The 16,990-nt window shown below is 72.5% G+C and carries 17 protein-coding genes and 1 riboswitch; of the genes, 5 read left to right on the top strand and 12 right to left on the bottom strand.

Annotated elements, in window-relative coordinates:
• Positions 1-27: 27 nt before the first annotated feature.
• From APR03_RS13235 to APR03_RS13215, 5 genes are all read right to left on the bottom strand, one after another.
• Positions 28-243 carry a LuxR C-terminal-related transcriptional regulator gene (locus APR03_RS13235; RefSeq protein WP_253836280.1) on the bottom strand — a complete coding sequence of 72 codons (216 nt, stop codon included), beginning with the start codon at positions 241-243 and terminating at the stop codon, positions 28-30.
• 249 nt (positions 244-492) lie between these two features.
• Positions 493-864: a glycine cleavage system protein GcvH gene (gene gcvH / locus APR03_RS13230; protein WP_253836278.1), complete on the bottom strand. Its 372-nt coding sequence runs from the start codon at positions 862-864 to the stop codon at positions 493-495.
• Positions 865-895: 31 nt separating this feature from the next.
• The gene (gcvT, locus tag APR03_RS13225; RefSeq protein ID WP_253836356.1) at positions 896-2,074 is read right to left on the bottom strand and encodes a glycine cleavage system aminomethyltransferase GcvT; all 1,179 of its coding nucleotides are present in this window, start codon (positions 2,072-2,074) and stop codon (positions 896-898) included.
• Complete coding sequence (gcvP, locus tag APR03_RS13220; protein ID WP_275977481.1) at positions 2,074-5,025, bottom strand: aminomethyl-transferring glycine dehydrogenase; 2,952 nt, start codon at positions 5,023-5,025, stop codon at positions 2,074-2,076. The genes gcvT and gcvP overlap by 1 nt, the downstream gene beginning before the upstream one ends.
• Before the next feature lie 126 nt (positions 5,026-5,151).
• A riboswitch (glycine riboswitch) is annotated at positions 5,152-5,267 on the bottom strand.
• 64 nt (positions 5,268-5,331) lie between these two features.
• Entirely contained in the window at positions 5,332-6,237 is a 906-nt protein-coding gene (locus APR03_RS13215) for a LysR family transcriptional regulator (RefSeq protein ID WP_253836274.1), read from the bottom strand.
• Between the two features lie 192 nt (positions 6,238-6,429).
• On the opposite strand from APR03_RS13215, the gene APR03_RS13210 reads away from it, so the two are divergent.
• Together APR03_RS13210 and APR03_RS13205 are read left to right on the top strand one after the other, a co-directional pair.
• Positions 6,430-6,795 (top strand): CBU_0592 family membrane protein, encoded by a 366-nt coding sequence (locus APR03_RS13210; RefSeq protein ID WP_253836273.1) that lies wholly within the window; start codon positions 6,430-6,432, stop codon positions 6,793-6,795.
• Between the two features lie 47 nt (positions 6,796-6,842).
• Positions 6,843-7,253, top strand: coding sequence for a VOC family protein (locus APR03_RS13205; RefSeq protein ID WP_253836271.1), 411 nt, complete (start codon positions 6,843-6,845; stop codon positions 7,251-7,253).
• A gap of 129 nt (positions 7,254-7,382) precedes the next feature.
• On the opposite strand, the gene APR03_RS13200 is transcribed toward APR03_RS13205, so the two are convergent.
• From APR03_RS13200 to APR03_RS13190, 3 genes are all read right to left on the bottom strand, one after another.
• A complete protein-coding gene (locus tag APR03_RS13200; protein WP_253836269.1) occupies positions 7,383-8,246 on the bottom strand; it encodes an endonuclease/exonuclease/phosphatase family protein in 864 nt (287 codons plus the stop codon).
• Positions 8,243-8,644 (bottom strand): DUF6766 family protein, encoded by a 402-nt coding sequence (locus tag APR03_RS13195; RefSeq protein WP_253836267.1) that lies wholly within the window; start codon positions 8,642-8,644, stop codon positions 8,243-8,245. The genes APR03_RS13200 and APR03_RS13195 overlap by 4 nt, the downstream gene beginning before the upstream one ends.
• 70 nt (positions 8,645-8,714) lie before the next feature.
• Entirely contained in the window at positions 8,715-9,401 is a 687-nt protein-coding gene (locus tag APR03_RS13190; protein WP_253836265.1) for a PAS and ANTAR domain-containing protein, read from the bottom strand.
• Between the two features lie 147 nt (positions 9,402-9,548).
• On the opposite strand from APR03_RS13190, the gene APR03_RS13185 reads away from it, so the two are divergent.
• Positions 9,549-10,409 (top strand): SDR family oxidoreductase, encoded by an 861-nt coding sequence (locus APR03_RS13185; RefSeq protein WP_253836263.1) that lies wholly within the window; start codon positions 9,549-9,551, stop codon positions 10,407-10,409.
• A 116-nt stretch (positions 10,410-10,525) separates the two neighbouring features.
• Here the strand turns inward: APR03_RS13185 and APR03_RS13180 are convergent, their stop codons facing one another.
• A complete protein-coding gene (locus APR03_RS13180) occupies positions 10,526-12,100 on the bottom strand; it encodes a hypothetical protein (RefSeq protein ID WP_253836261.1) in 1,575 nt (524 codons plus the stop codon).
• A 150-nt stretch (positions 12,101-12,250) separates the two neighbouring features.
• On the opposite strand from APR03_RS13180, the gene APR03_RS13175 reads away from it, so the two are divergent.
• Positions 12,251-12,715: a DUF6328 family protein gene (locus APR03_RS13175; RefSeq protein WP_253836259.1), complete on the top strand. Its 465-nt coding sequence runs from the start codon at positions 12,251-12,253 to the stop codon at positions 12,713-12,715.
• Between the two features lie 7 nt (positions 12,716-12,722).
• On the opposite strand, the gene APR03_RS13170 is transcribed toward APR03_RS13175, so the two are convergent.
• Positions 12,723-13,892: a pyridoxal phosphate-dependent aminotransferase gene (locus APR03_RS13170; RefSeq protein WP_253836257.1), complete on the bottom strand. Its 1,170-nt coding sequence runs from the start codon at positions 13,890-13,892 to the stop codon at positions 12,723-12,725.
• A 46-nt stretch (positions 13,893-13,938) separates the two neighbouring features.
• On the bottom strand, positions 13,939-15,882 hold the full coding sequence (locus tag APR03_RS13165) for a SigE family RNA polymerase sigma factor (protein ID WP_253836255.1): 1,944 nt from the start codon (positions 15,880-15,882) through the stop codon (positions 13,939-13,941).
• A 126-nt stretch (positions 15,883-16,008) separates the two neighbouring features.
• Here APR03_RS13165 and APR03_RS13160 point away from each other — a divergent pair, with 126 nt between their 5' ends.
• Positions 16,009-16,629, top strand: a complete 621-nt coding sequence (locus tag APR03_RS13160; RefSeq protein WP_253836253.1) for a DnaJ family domain-containing protein — start codon at positions 16,009-16,011, stop codon at positions 16,627-16,629.
• Between the two features lie 15 nt (positions 16,630-16,644).
• Here APR03_RS13160 and APR03_RS13155 read toward each other — a convergent pair whose 3' ends face one another.
• Positions 16,645-16,938, bottom strand: coding sequence for a hypothetical protein (locus tag APR03_RS13155; protein WP_253836251.1), 294 nt, complete (start codon positions 16,936-16,938; stop codon positions 16,645-16,647).
• Between the last annotated feature and the right edge of the window lie 52 nt (positions 16,939-16,990).

The raw sequence follows: 16,990 nt of genomic DNA, 5'->3' as shown, positions 1-16,990 counted from the left end.
GTCGTCTGAGCTGCGGCTCTGCTCGGCTCAGTCGGCGAGCTGGTACTCGTGAGCCTTCGCGATGGCCTCGGCGCGCGAGGACACGCCGAGCTTGCGGTAGACACTGCGCACCTGCGTCTTCACCGTGTTGCGGGTGACGTACAGGCGCCGAGCGATCTGCTCGAGCGTGGCGTCCTCGCTGAGGTTCGCCAGGATTACCCGCTCACGGCGGGTGAGGCTGGGCACACGGTGTTCTAGGGTCATCGCGGTCATGATTATTTTTCCTCCACACAGCGGCCGGCTCTGGGGTTCCGGCCTACGGATGCTGCTATGGGGAAGAACGCACCTGCATGGACTTCATGACGCGGTTCTCGGAGGAAAACGTAACCGTTACCGTTTCGAGACACAGATCACCCGGAGAGCGCGAGCGAGTGACCGCTGACGGCGTTATTTTTCGCGCCTGCGGCCCCCCGGCGGTCTGTGTGCCGCGCCCGCCGGGGGCCGCCGTCGGGGTCAGTTCCCGGTGTGCGCGGCGTACTCCGCGGCGCTGAGCAGCTCGCCCGTGCCGGTCACCTCGACCTTGAACAGCCAGCCCTTGCCGTACGGGTCCTCGTTCACGATCTCGGGGTTGTCGACGGCCTCGGTGTTCACCTCGGCGACCGTGCCGCTGACCGGGGAGTACAGCTCGGACACGGACTTGGTGGACTCGATCTCGCCCACCACGGCACCGGCCTCGACCTGGGCGCCCACCTCGGGCAGCTCCAGGTAGACCACGTCACCCAGCGCCTCGGCCGCGACGTCGGTCACGCCGATGACGGCGGGGGTGGACCCGTCCAGCCACTCGTGCTCGGTGGTGTACTTCAGGTTCTCGGGGAAGTCGGCCATGACAGCTCCTTGCGGTTCCGGGAGGGGTGGGTCAGTTCTGGGGACGACGGTAGAACGGCACGGGCACCACCACGAACGGTTCGGCCCTGCCACGCACGTCGACCGCGAGCTCCGTGCCCTCGGCGGAGACCTCGGGGGTCACGTAGGCCAGGGCGATCGGGTACCCGAGGGTGGGCGACGGCGCACCCGAGGTGACCGTGCCGACGGTCGCGCCGGGCTCGGAGCCCTCGCCGCGCAGCACGACCGGGTAGTCCGCGCGGGCCGGGCGCCGGCCCTCGCCGCGCAGGCCCACGAGCACGCGCGCCGGCGGCGACGCCTTGCGCGCCGCCAGGGCGTCGCGGCCCACGAAGGGGATCGGCGCGCCGTCGTCGGACACCTTGTCGAGGCGCACGACGCGCCCCAGCCCCGCCTCGAACGGCGTGGTCGTCGTGTCGAGCTCGTGCCCGTAGAGCGGCATGCCCGCCTCCAGGCGGAGCGAGTCGCGGGCCGACAGGCCTGCCGGCACCAGGTCGAACGGCTCACCCGCGGCGAGCAGCGCGCGCCACAGGGACACGGCGCGTTCGGCCGGGACCCAGATCTCGAACCCGTCCTCGCCCGTGTACCCGGTGCGGCCGACGAGCACCTGCTCACCCTCGAACCGCATGCCCATGCAGGCGTAGTACCTGAGGTCGGCGAAGGCGGTGCCGCCCGAGATCTCGGCGTCCTCCTCGAGGCACGCGGTCGCGCGGAGGATCTCCGCGGCCCGCGGCCCCTGCACCGCGATCAGGGCCTGACCCGGCTGGACGTCCTTGAGCACCACGTCGAACCCGGCGGCGCGCTGCTCCAGCTCGCCCAGCACGAGCGTCGCGTTGGCGGCGTTGGCGACCACCGAGTACACCCCGGGAGCCTTGTGGTAGACGATCAGGTCGTCCAGCACGCTGCCGTCCTCGGCGCAGATCATCGAATAGCGCGCACCCATCTCACGCACCTTCGAGATCCAGCCCACGAGGGCGTGGTCGAGGAACGCGGCGGCGTCCGGCCCCGTCACCTCGATGTTGCCCATGTGCGAGAGGTCGAACAGGCCGGCGGTCCCGCGCACCGCGCGGTGCTCCGCCAGGTCGGAGGTGTACCGCAGCGGCATCAGCCAGCCGCCGAACGGCGTCATCGAGGCGCCCAGCGCCACGTGCTCGTCGTGGAGCGGGGTCGTCTTGTCGGTCACGGCAGGTCCCATCACTCGGTGAAGGCTTCGATCGGCGGGCACGCGCACACGAGGTTGCGGTCACCCTTGGCCCCGTCGATGCGGCGCACCGGGGGCCAGTACTTGGTGGCGCGCAGGCTCGCCACGGGGAACGCGGCCAGCTCGCGGGAGTAGGGCTTGTCCCACTCGTCGCCCAGCAGCGACGCGGCCGTGTGCGGCGCGTTGTGCAGCGGGTTGTCGTCACGCGGCCAGGTGCCCGCGCCGACGGCGTCGATCTCGCCGCGGATGGCGATCATCGCGTCGATGAACCGGTCGAGCTCTGCCAGGTCCTCCGACTCCGTGGGCTCCACCATCAGCGTGCCGGGCACGGGGAAGGCGAGCGTGGGGGCGTGGAAGCCGTAGTCCATGAGGCGCTTGGACACGTCCTCCGCGGTCACGCCGGTCTCGGCGGTGATCTGGCGCAGGTCGAGGATGCACTCGTGCGCCACCAGCCCGTTCGGGCCGGTGTACAGCACGGGGAAGTGCGGGTCGAGGCGGCTGGCCACGTAGTTCGCGGTGAGGACGGCGGCCTTGGTCGCCTCGGTCAGCCCGTCCGGGCCCATGAGGGCCACGTAGGCGTACGAGATGGGGAGGATGCCTGCCGAGCCGTACCGGGTCGCGGACACCGGGACGCCCGCCGCGGCGGCCTCACCCGTGAGCGCGCCGGGGGTCGGGTCGCCCGGGAGGAACGGCACGAGGTGCTCGGCCACCGCGACCGGGCCGACGCCGGGGCCACCGCCGCCGTGCGGGATGCAGAACGTCTTGTGCAGGTTGAGGTGCGACACGTCGCCGCCGAACTCGCCCGGCCGGGCCAGGCCCACCAGGGCGTTCAGGTTGGCGCCGTCGATGTAGACCTGGCCGCCCGCCTCGTGCACCAGGTCGCAGACCTCGCGCACGTGCTCCTCGTACACGCCGTGCGTGGACGGGTAGGTGATCATGATCCCCGCGACCTGGGGGCCGTGCTGCTCCAGCTTGGCGCGCAGGTCGTCGAGCAGGATCTCGCCGTCGTCGGCCGTGGCGACCACCACGACGCGCAGGCCCGCGAGCGCCGCCGACGCCGCGTTGGTGCCGTGCGCGGAGGCGGGGATGAGCACGATGTCGCGGTGCTGCTCGCCGCGGGAGGCGTGGTAGCCCTTGATCGCGAGCAGGCCGGCGAACTCGCCCTGGCTGCCGGCGTTGGGCTGCACGGACACGGCGGCGTACCCGGTGATCTCGGCGAGCTGAGCCTCGAGCGCGGTGACGAGCTCGGTGTAGCCCTGGGTCTGGTCGGCCGGCGCGTAGGGGTGGATGTCCGCGAAGCCGGGCCAGGAGATGGCCTCCATCTCGGCGGTCGCGTTGAGCTTCATGGTGCAGGAGCCCAGCGGGATCATGGTGCGGTCGAGCGCCAGGTCCTTGTCCGAGAGCTTGCGCAGGTAGCGCAGCATGCTCGTCTCGGAGCGGTGGCTGTGGAAGATGGGGTGCTGCAGGTAGTCGGTGGTCCGGACCATCTCCGCCGGCAGGGCCGGGTCGAGGACCGGACCGGACACGTCGAAGGGCTCGTCCGAGAATACTGCGAGCACGTTCGCAACATCCTGCGCCGTAGTGGTCTCGTCCGTGCTGATCTGCACGTGGTCGGCGTCCGGAACGAAGAGGTTGTACCCGGCGTCGGCCGCGGCGCGGGCGAGCTCCTGGGCCCGGCCCGGCACCTCGATACGGACGGTGTCGAAGAAGACGTCGTGCTCGATCCTGAACCCTGAGGCGTGAATGCCCTCGGCGAGAGACAACGCGTACCCGTGCACACGGGTCGCGATCGCCTTCAGGCCCTCCGGACCGTGGTAGACCGCGTACATGCTGGCCACGATGGCCAGCAGCGCCTGGGCGGTGCAGATGTTGCTCGTGGCCTTCTCGCGGCGGATGTGCTGCTCGCGGGTGGCCAGCGCGAGGCGGTAGCCGGCGGCGCCGTCGACGTCGATCGAGACCCCGACCAGGCGGCCCGGGAGCTGCCGCTCCAGACCCTTCTTCACCGCCATGTACGCGGCGTGCGGGCCGCCGTAGAACAGCGGGACGCCGAAGCGCTGGGCGGAGCCCACGGAGATGTCGGCGCCGAGCTCACCGGGGCTGACCAGGAGCGTCAGGGCGAGCAGGTCGGTCGCGACCGTGACGAGCGCGCCGGCCGCCTTGGCCTCGGCGACCACGGCGCGCGCGTCGAGCACCCGGCCGGAGGCGCCGGCCTGCTGGATCACGACGCCGACGAGCTGGCCGGCGGGCAGCTCGGTGCCGGCGGCGTCGAGCCCTGCCTGGAGACCGTCGCTGAGGTCGGCGACCACGACGGGCAGGCCGATGGCCTCGGCGCGACCGCGCGCGACGGCGAGCGACTGGCCGAACAGGTCGGCGTCGAGGACGACGTAACCCTCCTTGGCCCGCGACGCCCGCCACATGAGGGCGACGGCCTCCGCGACCGCGCTGGCCTCGTCGAGCAGCGACGCGTTCGCGATCTCGAGGCCCGTGAGGTCCTCGACCGCGGTCTGGAAGTTGAGCAGGGCCTCCAGCCGGCCCTGGCTGATCTCCGGCTGGTACGGCGTGTAGGCCGTGTACCAGGCGGGCGACTCGAGCACGTTGCGGCGGATGACGGCGGGCGTGTGCGTGCCGTAGAAGCCCTGGCCGATCATCTGGGTCTTGACCTGGTTCTTCGCCGCGAGGTCGCGCAGGTGGGCGAGCACCTCGGCCTCGGTGCGCGCGGCGGGCAGGTTCAGCGGCGCCTGGGTGCGGATCGCCTTGGGGACCGCCCGGTCCACCAGGGTGTCCATCGTGTCGATGCCGAGCTGGTCCAGCATGGTGCGGACCTCGCGGCCGCGCGGACCGAGGTGCCGGTCGGCGAAGACGTCGGGGTTGTGGGGCGTGCTCACGGCGGGCTCCTGGCTGTCCGAGGGCGTGGGGACGACTGCGGTCCCTCCCCGCTCTGTCATCGGACGCCGGGCGTCGACCTGAGAGTTTTGCCGGTCCGCCTTCCCTCGCGGGACGGGGCGCGCCGGCTTGCACCGTCGGTGGAGCCGCCCTGCCCGACGGCGGGGTGGCTCGCTTTCCAGAGTTGCCTCGCCGTGGCGGTACTGGGGCCTGAGAGATTCCCGGGGAGGGTTTGCTCCTTCGGCGCCGGCTCCGACGTCGTCCGAGGACGGCGCTGCGGACCGGACTCTCCCGTCGCGGCTGATGGCGGCGTGTTCGGTTGTGGGGCCCAGCCTACTGTGACGCGGGGTGCACCCGGGCCGCGGCCGTCAGCCCAGGTCGATCTCACGGGCCGCGGCGACCATCTCGTCGACGACGGCGCGCACGATGGGTCCGGGTTCGTGCCGGTTCTGACGGTGCCGCATCACGAGCCGCCGCGAGCCGAGACCGGCGAGGGCGACCACCGCGACGCCGTCGGGCACCTCCTGCTGGAGCGCGAGGGCGGGCAGCATGGCGATGCCCTGACCGGCGGCGACGAGCGAGATGGCGGTGTCGAAGTCGTTGTAGGCGTGCCGCATCTCGAAGGTCGTGCCGAGCTGGGCGGCCAGGCGGCTGGCCGCACGCTCGGCCGCGGACCCGGCCTGCGGCCCCACCCAGGTGAGGGCGGCGAGGTCGTCGAGGCGCTCGGGCTCGGGCAGGCTGGTCGGGACCACGATGCGCCACGGCTCGTCGAGCAGGGGCACGTCGTGCGCACCGCGGGGAGCCGGAGCGTCCACCTCGACGTCGCGCTCCAGCACCACCGCGTCCAGGTCACCGGCCCGCAGCCGGCGCACCGAGTCCACCGGGTCGTACTCCTGGACGTCCACCTCGATGTGCGGGTGCCGCTCGGCGAGCGAGACGAGCACGGGGGCCACGACCGTCCGGATCGCGGTCTGGATGGAGCCGACCGACACCCGTCCTGTGAGCTCACCCTCCAGCGCGGCGACGGCCTGCCGGGCCTGCACCAGCTCGGCCTCGATGCGCTCGGCGGCGTCCGCCAGGACGCGGCCGGCGGGCGTGAGGGTGACGCCGCGGGGGCCGCGGTCCAGCACGTCGATGCCCTCCTCGGCCTCCAGCCGGGCGATCTGCTGGGAGACGGCGGACGGCGTCACGTGCAGCAGGTCGGCCGCCGCGAGCACGCCGCCCGCCCGGTGCACGGCAAGGAGGAAAGCGAGTCGTCGTGGATCGGTTGCCATGTAGCGATGCTACATCCCGGAGTCACAAACATTCGATTGTGCTGAACCTGGGTTTGCCTCATGATTGAGGCTGTCGGTGGTCGGACCCAGATCCGTACCGGCACCCACCCCACCCTTCACGGATGATCCCGGCTCTCGACCTCCGGAGCATCCTCGAATCGTTTCGATACTACGTTCCCCAGGAGTCTTCTCATGTCCCTCATGATGGTCGTCACCGCTCTCGGCTGGTTCGGCGCGCTCGCCGGGCTCGTGGCGTATGCCATGGTCAGCCGCGGGCGCTGGAGCGCCGACTCACTCGCGTTCCAGAGCACCAACGTGCTGGCGGCCGGGACCCTGCTGACCGTGGCCGCGGTGAACGGCATCTGGCCGTCCGCGGCGTCGAACGTCGCCGCCATCGTGATCGGTGCCAACGCGCTGTTCACCGTGTTCCGCGCCAAGCGGCGCGCAGCGGGCGAGGCCGCGGCGCTGTCCGTGGTCGAGGCCGCGGCGGAGCCCCTGCCGGCCGAGACCGCAGAGCGGCCCGCCGTCCCGCAGCGGGTGTACGCCGAGGCCGCCTGAGCCGCACGGCGCCTTGCGGGTGACGCCGGATGTGCTGCGCTGGAGCCATGACTCCTCGCCTCCGGTCCGTCGTGCTGGACACCACGGATGCCCGCGCCCTCGCCGAGTTCTACCGGCAGCTCCTCGACCTGGAGTACCGCCCGGGGGACGCCCCGCCGTCCGACGGCCAACCCGACCCCCGCGGCGCCGACTGGCTCGTGCTCCGGAACGACGACGGCGTCGACCTCGCGTTCCAGCAGGTCGAGGACCTGCCCCGGTCGACGTGGCCGGGAACCGACGTGCCGCAGCAGCTGCACCTCGACACCTCGGTGCCGGACGCGGCCGCGCTCACCGCGGCCCGCGACCGCGCCCTCGAGCTGGGGGCGACCCAGCTGTTCGACCGGTTCGACGACCCGGACGAGCCGCTGTACGTCCTCGCGGACCCGGCGGGCCACCCGTTCTGCATCTTCGTCGGCTGACCCCGGCGTTCGATCATCTTCGAGACCGAGGTTGCTTCTCTGTGGAGCCGCTCAAAGAGGAGCAACCTCGGTCTCGAAGGTGATCGTGGCGCGACGCCGCGCCCCTCAGCCCGCTCCTCTGCCCGCTCTTCAGGCCGCCGTGAGGTCCGCGACGAGGGCCCGGTGGTCCGAGACCCCCGTGTCCACCGCCCGGCCACCGACCGGCCGGAACGCTCCGTCCGACGCCGGGTCCGCAGGGTCCCCCGGGTCGAGCAGGATGTGGTCGATCTGGAACCGGGGGTCGTGCCGCGGGTAGGTGTCGTCCGTGGCGAGCGGGCGCCAGCCGGTGCGGTCCGCCGGCACCGGCGCCCGGAGGTTCAGGTCGCCCAGCAGCACGACCGGCCGGTGCGCCCTGGTGAGCTGCTGCCGGAGATGGTCGAGCTGCCACTCGGCATACCGCTCGTCGGGCACTCCCCTGCGGTATCCGGCCGCACGTCGCACGAACCCGCCGGCCCAGCTCACGGCAGGGAACCGGTAGACGCTCAGGTGCGTGCCCACGACGGTCAGCGGACCGGCCACCGTCTCGACCACCGCCGCGAGCGCCACCCGGGGCTCGTCCGTGCCGAGCTGTACCCGCCCCCAGACCCACGGCGTGGCGCCTGGCAGGAGCACCACGCGCCAGGTCCGCACGGGAAGCCGGGACAGCAGGGCGATGCCGTATCCCGGGGTGGTGGGCAGCTCGGTGGCGCGCGCCCGCCGTCGTACGCCGGGGTAGCGGAAGGGCCCGGCGAGGGCGGGCAGGAAGCGGTGGTCCACGGCCTTCATCGCTCGCGCGCACAGCAGCGCCTGGTCCACTCCCCCGGACCGGGACTGACGCCGGTCCACCTCCTGCAGCGCGACCACGTCGGCGTCGAGCCCCGCGACGGCGTCCGCCAGGCGGTGGTTGTCGACGCGGCCGTCCGGACCGAGGCCGTGCTGGATGTTGAAGGTGGCGACGCGCAGCGCGCGGCTCATCCGTCCTCCGCGATCTTCCGCGTCTGGCGGTCGATCTCGGCCGGGTCGACGCCCCGCTCCCGCAGGAGGGCGTCGACCTTGGCCTCGAGGCGCTGGTCGCCCTCGCGGGACTGCGACGAGCCCCAGAAGTAGAACAGCCCGAGTCCTGCAGCCTGCCAGATGAGCTGCAGGAACTCGGACTGCCAGTTCTCGAACGTCGAAGCGAGGAAGTCCGGCCAGTAGTCGATCCACGAGAACGAGGTCCCGTGGTCGCTCGCCTCGTTGCCGAAGCGGATCGCCTGGAAGACGAACTGCCCGACCCAGGACAGCAGGAAGAACGCCCCGGTGACCAACCCGAACGAGTACGCCTTCCAGAACACCGGCCGGGATCGGGTCTCGTCGGTCTTCGCGTCGCTCATCACGCCTCCTGGCAGTTGCCGATCGGCGCCCCTGACCTGGGACGTCTGCCCACCAAGGTAGGCCGGTGGGTCAGTCGTCGCCCGGCGGGACCGGGTTGCGCAGGAACTCGTCGATCGCCTCCCGGGTCGGGAACACGGTCACGCCCGGTCCGGAGAAGAGGTGCACCAGCGTCTGGGCGATGTCGCGCACGGCGACGTTCGCGAGGTTGGAGGCCTCCCGCAGCAGCTCGAACGCGGCAGTCTCCCCCACGCCGTACACGACCATCAGCACGCCCTTGGCCTGCTCGATGACCGCGCGCTTCTCGGCCGAGGCCTGGATCGAGGCGGTCGCCTCGCGGGCCGCGGCCTCCTTGTGCGACTCGGTCACGTCGATGAAGTACCCGAAGAGCTCCACCACCTGGCCCGTCACGGGGTCGCGGCGGCCCTGGCCCGTCACGGCCAGGGTGCGCGTCCGGCCGTACGCGTCCCGGATGCGGTGCACGGAGCTGAACGGCCGGCCGGTCTCCGCGGCGAGCCGCAGCACCCCGTCCACGCGGGCGCGGTCCTCCGGGTGCTTGTGCGACAGCATCAACGGCGTCGTCGGCACGATCTGCCCGGGCTCGAAGCCGTGCATCACGTACACCTCGTCCGACCACGCCCACGTACCCGTCGCCAGGTCGAGGCGGTACCTGCCGACCGGCGGCCGGCTTCCCCCGGCGAAAACTTGCTCGATTGCGCCGTCGAACGTTCGCTCGACGGGTGACTGTCCCGTGTTCACGGAGGCGCCTCCTGGGGCAGGGTCGTTGCTGATGGTTCGAACAGTACGGGACGTGCGACCGTTCGGCGCCGACGCTAGCGTGAGGAGGAGGGTCGAGAACTGGCCGGCACGTCGATCCGACATGTGTGCACGACGACGGAGGACGCCATGAGCCAGGACCAGCCTTTCCCACCGCAGCAGCAGGAGCCGCCCGGTACGACGGATCGGATGATACCGGCCCCGGACCACGGCGAGGAGAGCTATGTCGGCAGCGAGAAGCTGGCCGGCTGCCGGGCTCTCGTGACCGGCGGGGACTCGGGGATCGGGCGGGCCGTCGCGATCGCGTTCGCCCGCGAGGGTGCCGATGTCGCCATCTCGTTCCTCCCCGAGGAGGAACGAGACGCGCGGACGACGGCGGAGTGGGTCGAGCGGGCCGGACGGCGCTGCGCGCTGCTGCCCGGAGACCTGCGGGACGAGGCGACCGCGCGCGGCGTGGCGCACCGGGCAGCGGGCGAGCTCGGCGGCCTGGACGTGCTGGTGAACAACGCGGGGTACCAGATGGCGCGGCGCGACTCGGTGGACGACCTGACCACCGAGGAGCTGGACCGCGTGCTCAAGACCAACCTGTACGCGCTGTTCTGGGTGACGCAGTCGGCGCTGGGACACCTCGGCGAGGGCGGCGCGATCATCAACAACTCGTCGATCCAGGCGTACCAGCCGTCCACGTCCCTGCTCGACTACGCCGCCACGAAGGCGGCCATCAACAACGTCACGGTGAACCTCGCGGCCGAGCTCGGCCCGCGAGGGATCCGCGTGAACGCCGTGGCGCCGGGTCCGATCTGGACGCCGCTGCAGCCGGCCACGCAGCCGGAGGAGAAGATCGCGTCGTTCGGCAGCGACACGCCGCTGGGCCGGGCGGGTCAGCCGGCGGAGGTCGCGCCGGCCTTCGTCTTCCTGGCCTCCCCGGTGACGGCGTCGTACGTCTCGGGCACGGTGCTGGGCGTCACGGGTGGCAAGCCGGTCTTCTGACGCCCGGCAGGACAAGAAGGTCCGCCTCGACCAGGCGGTTCGGCCTGCTCCCAGCGGCTGGGAGCATGCCGAACCACCTGGTCGAGGCGGACCTTTGTCGTGCGGAAAGACCCAGGTCAGCCGACCGTGACGTTCACCGACGCCTGCGACGGCGCCTGCAGGCTCGTGCCCGGGTACTTCGCGATCCAGGCGCCCGTGGCGGACGCGGAGACCGACGTCGAGTAGTTGCCGTTCGAGCCCGTGGTCACCGTCTTCTTGAGCACCGGTGCGGCCGAGCCCGCCGGGTCGAAGTAGATCTCGACCTTCGTGTTCGGCGCCGGCCGCTCCTGCGCGCCGCCGCCGCTGACGAGCTGCACCTTGCGGACGCCACCGCTCAGCGTCACCGAGCCGGGGGCGGGCAGCGACGTCCGCGACGCCGTGACCGTGGTGCTGCTGGCGCGCTTGACCACGAGGGTCGTGACCGTCGGGTCCTCGACGAGCACGTCATGGGTGCAGTTGCTGGTGCCGCCGTCGAGGCCGTCCCAGTCGGGTGCGGCGCAAGCCTTCATGGCGTCGCGGATGCCGATGTCGTACACGCCCGCCGGGAGGGTCGGGTTGAACGTCAGCGTCACGTGGCTGGTGCCGATGCCCGCGTGCACCAGCTCGCGCTGCATGCGGTACCCGTCGGGGTAGCTGCCCTCGCCACGGCGGCTCTCCGCGCTGACGAATCCGGACATGCCGCCCATCGAGAAGTTGAGGCTGCCGACGTCGACGCGGCGGCTCACGGGCGCCAGGCCCACGACGACGTCGTGCGTCATCAGGTGGTCACCCGCGGTGTAGCCGCCCTGCGTGACCCTGACCTGGCCCTGCCGCAGGGTGGTCGACCGGGTGCGCTCGGCGGACGTGATGGTCCAGACCGTGCGCGCGCCCGTGTCGGTCTGCGCCATCTCGGCGCGCCACTTCCCGGAGGCCCCCGGCTTCTGCCGGCTCGTGAAGTAGCCGCGCGAGTCCGTGGTGAGCGTGGCCCGGAGCGTCTCCGGAGCCGACCCCTCCGGGTCGAAGTAGAGCTTGACCTCCTGGCCGGTCGCGGGCTCGTACTCGCCCGTGCCCAGGCTGCGGACGTTCGCGGCGCCGTGCACCGAGATGGTCGAGCCCGCCGGAGCGCTCGACGGCGAGGTCCAGATCAGCGGGATGTTCCGCAGTGCACGGAACGGCACCGAGATGGGCGTCTGCGTGCGGATCGGCACCTCGGTCACACCCTCGTCCGTGGTGATCGCGACCCGGGCGTCGAGGCTGACCTGGTAGACACCGGGAGCGGCGTCCGCCGGCAGCGGCACCGTGGACGTCCAGGTGTCGGCGGCGCCACCGGCCACGAACGACTCGCCCAGGAGCTCGCGGTTGTCCGGGTCGACCATGGTGATGCGTCCGGACTTCATGGACGACGACGTCCCGTCGTGCGTGATGGTCAGCGTGCCGGTGATGGAACCGTTCACCGAGGAGCCCGCCGGCAGCGAGATCTTCGCGGTGACGCTGACGTCGGCGGCTCGCGCCGTCACGCTCGCCGTGCTCGACGGCCCGGGTGAGGCCGCGGCGTCCGGTGACGCGGCGGCCGCCGTCGGCGCCGTGGAAACCCCTGGCGCCACGGCGCCGGCCACCAGCAGTGCTGCCCCGAGTGCCACGCCCAGCGACACCCGCATCCTTGATCTCATCACGTGTACGCCCCTTGTCCGCGGGACGCGGACGCGTCCCCCCTCAGGCGCATGTTCACCCGCTGGACCCGCCCCGGCCACGGGAGACGGTGATGTGAGCGGGTGAAAAAATTCGCCCGATCGGACCTACCAGACAGTTGAGACAATGGGACGGTGCACACCGACGACCGCGGCGAATCTCCGGCCCAACGGGCCGACCGGAACTGGAACGAGCTCCTCCAGGAGCTGCGGGTCATGCAGACCGGCGTGCAGATCCTCACGGGGTTCCTGCTGACGCTGCCCTTCCAGTCCCGGTTCGCCGACCTGGACCACTACCAGCGCACCGTCTACCTCGTGCTGGTGGTGACCGCCGTCATCGCGACGGCCCTCATCGTGGCGCCGGTCAGCGTGCACCGGTCGCTGTTCCGCCAGCAGATGAAGCGCGTCATCGTGACCCAGGCCGACCGGCTCGCGCGCGTGGCGCTCGGCGTGCTCGCCCTCGTCATGACCGGGGCCACCCTGCTGGTGTTCGACGTCGTGGTCGGGCGCACGGAGGGCATCGTGGCCGGCGCGACCGTGCTGGTCGTGCTGGCGCTCGTGTGGGTCGTGCTGCCGGAGGTGCTGCGCCGGCGCAAGTGATGGCCGGTCAGAGGGTCTTGTGCCAGGCCACGATCCGGTCCACCGCACGCGTCACCGTGTCGAGCGACGAGGCGAACGACAGGCGCACCCAGTCCCGCCCGCGCACGCCGTCGAAGTCCGTGCCCGGCGTGATCGCGACGTCGGCCTCCGCGAGCAGCCGCGCGCAGTACGTGACGGAGTCGAGGCCGAAGGCCGAGATGTTCCCGTACAGGTAGAAGGCACCGTCGGCGGGTGCGACCGGGCGCCAGCCCAGCTCACCGAGCCGGTCCAGGAGCAGGGTGCGCGACGCCGCGTAGCGCGCGACGTTCTCGGCGGCCGCGGCGTAGCCCTCGGGTGTGAAGGCCGCGATGCCCGCCTGCTGCGCGAGCGCCGGCGGGGACAGTGCGACGTTCCCGGCCAGCGCGTCGACGGGCGCGACCAGCTCGTCGGGCAGCACGAGCCAGCCGAGCCGCCAGCCCGTCATGGCCCAGTACTTCGAGAACGAGTTCACGACCACGGCGCCCTGGCCGGTGTACGACGCGGCGGTCGCCTGCGCCACCTCGTCCGAGTACGCGATGCCGTGGTAGATCTCGTCGCTGATCAGCCGGACGTCGTGGTCGGCGCACCACGCGGCGATCGCGGCCAGCTCGGCCGGGGTGATCATCGTGCCGGTGGGGTTGGCGGGCGAGGCGACCATGACGCCGTCGAGCCCGCCGCCGTAGTACGCCTCATTGAGCTGCGACACCGTGGGCTGGTAGCGGGTCTCGGGTCCGCAGTCGAGCTCGACCACCTCGCAGCCCAGCGCCGACAGGATGTTCTTGTAGGCGGGGTAGCCCGGGCGCGCGAGCGCCACCCGGTCGCCGACGTCGAAGGCCGCGAGGAACGCCAGCACGAATCCGCCGCTGGAGCCGGTGGTGACGGCGATGCGCGCGGGGTCGACGTCGACGTCGTACCAGCGCCGGTAGTGCCCCGCGATCTGGTCGCGCAGGGCGGGCACGCCCATCGCCTCGGTGTAGCCGAGGTTCCCGTCGCGCAGCAGGGCGATCGCCCGCTCCCGCACGACGTCGGACGCCCCGGTGGACGGCTCCCCCGCGCACAGGTTGAGCACGTCGGCCCCGGTGGCGCGGCGCGCGTTGGCGGCGGCGAGCACCTCCATGACGGCGAACGGGGGCACGTGGGACCGGCGAGAGACCTTCATGCTGCCCATCATGGCCCACGTGCCGTGTGTGCGGGCCGTGCCGGGGTCACCAGCGCAGGCGGCCGACCGTCAAGGAACCGCCCGCGTCGTCGAGCGCGGTCCAGGCGACGCGGTCGCCGTCCACCCCCACCGTGACCATGTCGCCCGGCAGGGTGAACAGGCTGAGTGCGTCGTCCTCGCCGGTGAGGACGCGTGCGGGCCCGCCGGGTGACGACCAGGCGACCGTCCCCGCGGACACGTCGATCGCGTCCACCTCGCCCACGCCGCGCACCTGGTAGCCGGTGCCCTCCTCGACGTCGACCACGTAGAGGAGACCGCCTGAGGCGAAGGCCAGCCGCCCGGCGTCGTAGCCGACGGCGGTCACGGGCTGGAGGTCGAGCAGTCCGCTGTCCACGCTGAGCAGGGGGCGCGCATCGTCCATCGCAGGCCCGGCGAGGAGCAGGAAGACCGTGCCTTCACCCTGTCCGGATGCCGGGCCCTCGCCCGCCGCGCTCGCGACCACCACACCGTCGGGGGACGAACCGATCGCGCAGACGCGCCTCGCCTGGTCGGGGTGCGGTGTCGTGAGGTCCGGGCGCATCGCGACGTGCAGGACACCGCCACACACCGGGCCGGCGACGGACGAGGTCGTGGTCCACCAGACCGCGTCGTCCGAGAGCGCCGGCTCCCCGGCCTCCGCCGAGACGAGGGTCGTGGAGTCGCTCACCGTGACGACGCTCCCGTCGTCGTCCAGCGTCCGGAGCGCCCACGGGAGCGTCCCGGTGACCTGGGTGTTCGGCGTCGCGAACCAGGCGGCGCGGTCGCCCTGCCGCACGAGGCCGAACGCCTGGGGCCAGCGCCCGGCGACCTGGCGGGTGGTGGCGACGTCGGCGGTCCGCAGGCGGCCCCCGTCGGGCGCGAGGGCGCGCAGCGTGAGCGGCCCGGTGAGCCGGTCGCCGTCGAACAGCCTGAAGGAGTCGGACCAGCCGACGACACTTCCGCGCGCGCCCAGCGTCGCGGCGTCGGCGACCACCCGGTCGCCGGTCCGCACGACGTGGTCGACAGCCACGTCGGCGCAGGGTGCGACCACGTGCGCGTCCGTGACGCGCACCACCGTGGTGATCGTGATGTCGCCCCAGCTCGCCGACACGTCGTCGACCGGCACGGCACGCGCAGCCGGGTCCAGGGGCCCGCCGCACACCGCGTCGTCGGCCGGCTCGGGGAACGGCAGGTCCGACAGGCCGTGCCTCCCGTCGATCCCGAGCACGTGGCGCAGCCACTCGCTGCCCGGGAGTACCACCGGCCCGACGCCGGGGACGTGGACCGGGCCGACGAGCAGCAGGCCGAGCACCACGGCGAGCACGCCGGCGACGGCGCCCCGTGCCACGCGCCGACGGCGGACGGCGGCGCGGGCCGTGAGCAGCACGTCGTGCGCGTCGGCGCGGTACGCGGGAACGGCGTCGACGGCGGACGCGCTCAGCAGCGAGCGCAGCCGGGCCAGGCCACGGGCGTTGGTGGACTTCACCGTGCCCACCGAGATGCCGAGCTCCTCGGCGACCTGTGCCTCGGGCAGGTCGAGCAGGTGGCGCATGACCACGACCCTGCGCTGACCGGGCGGGAGCGCGCGCAGGGCCCGGCCGAGCTCGTCGCGGACGGCGACGCCCTCGGCGTGGTCGGGCACGGGGGTGAGCGGCACGACGCCGTCGTCCGTGACGCCGGAGCGCCGGTCCTTGCGCCAGCCGTCGATCCGGAGGTTCATCAGGATGCGGCGCGCGTAGGCACGGGGCTCTCCGGTGCGCGCCCGGGCCCACGCGCGGTAGGTGCGCTCGAAGGTGGCCTGGACCAGCTCCTCGGCCTGGTGCGGGTCACCCGTCAGCAGGTAGGCCGTGCGGTGCAGGTACGGCCCCGCGGACGCCACGAAGTCCACGAACTCCGCGTCGCGGTCGGGTGCCACCAGCACCCGGGCGCGCGCCGGGTCGACGACGGGCTGCTCGGCTGTCTCCGTGTTCATACCGCCCACCACGGGCGGACGAGCGCCGAGGTTGCCTCGCGGTGGACGTTCGCGGCGCGGTGCATGGCGTCATCATCGCGCCCGGCCGCCCTTCACCGGTGCTTGTGAAAGTTGTAACATGGATGTATGGCGCCGGGACCGCGCGACGAAGCCGACAACGACCCCCTCCGCCGGGCCGCGCAGTACCGCGTGGACCGGGAGACGGTCGCGGAGCGAGAGGCGAGCGAGGGTGCCGGGTCGGCGACCACCGACGACGCCTCGGAGGAGGCTCAGCGCCCTGGCAGCATGACCACCGAGGAGCGGGCGCGCTACGTCGACGTCGTGGTCGACCAGGCGATGCGGCGCGGCGAGTTCGACAACCTGCCGCTGCACGGCAAGCCGATCCCCGGCCTGTCCGGCACCTACGACCCCGACTGGTGGGTCAAGGGCCTCATCGAGCGCGAGAACATCACCGGCGTGCTGCCGTCGGCACAGCTCCGGAAGGACTCCGCCGAGCTGGAGGGCAGGCTCGACCTCGAGGCCATGGAGGGGCGCGTCCGCGAGATCGTCGAGGACTTCAACGCCCGGGTGATCGACGCGCGCCGCCAGCTCCAGGGCGGGCCTCCGGTCGTCACGCCCACGCGCGACGTCGACGCGGAGGTCAGGAGGTGGGCGGAACGGCGGGCGGCGCGCCGGGCGTCGTCGGCCACCCCGGCGGCACCGCCCCGCCGGGCGCCGGGCGGACGGCCCTGGTGGAAGTTCTGGTGAGGCCCGGGACCGGGCTCAGAACCCGTACGTCGTCACGATGACCACGGCCGTGGCGAGCCAGTAGGGCACGGAGCCCGCCACGAAGCCGAGCCCCGCCGCGACCGCCATCCGGCCCCAGCGGGCGCCGAACCGGCCGGACACGGCACCCGCGGCCATCGCGAGGCAGCCCGTGATGGTCACACCCTCGGCGGCGCCCTGCGAGATCAGCATGCCGAGGACGGCCGCCACGATGCCGACGAGCAGCTCGCCGCGCACGAGATACGGACCGTGCCGGCGGGCGCGGTGATGGGTCTCCTGGTGCGTTGTCATGGCGCATCGCCCCTCGTGCCCGGCGTCGGTGCGGGCACCTCCGTTCCAGGAT

The organism is Promicromonospora thailandica, assembly GCF_024171955.1.
Taxonomy (GTDB): domain Bacteria; phylum Actinomycetota; class Actinomycetes; order Actinomycetales; family Cellulomonadaceae; genus Promicromonospora; species Promicromonospora thailandica.
This window is presented reverse-complemented; position numbering and strand designations above follow the sequence as displayed.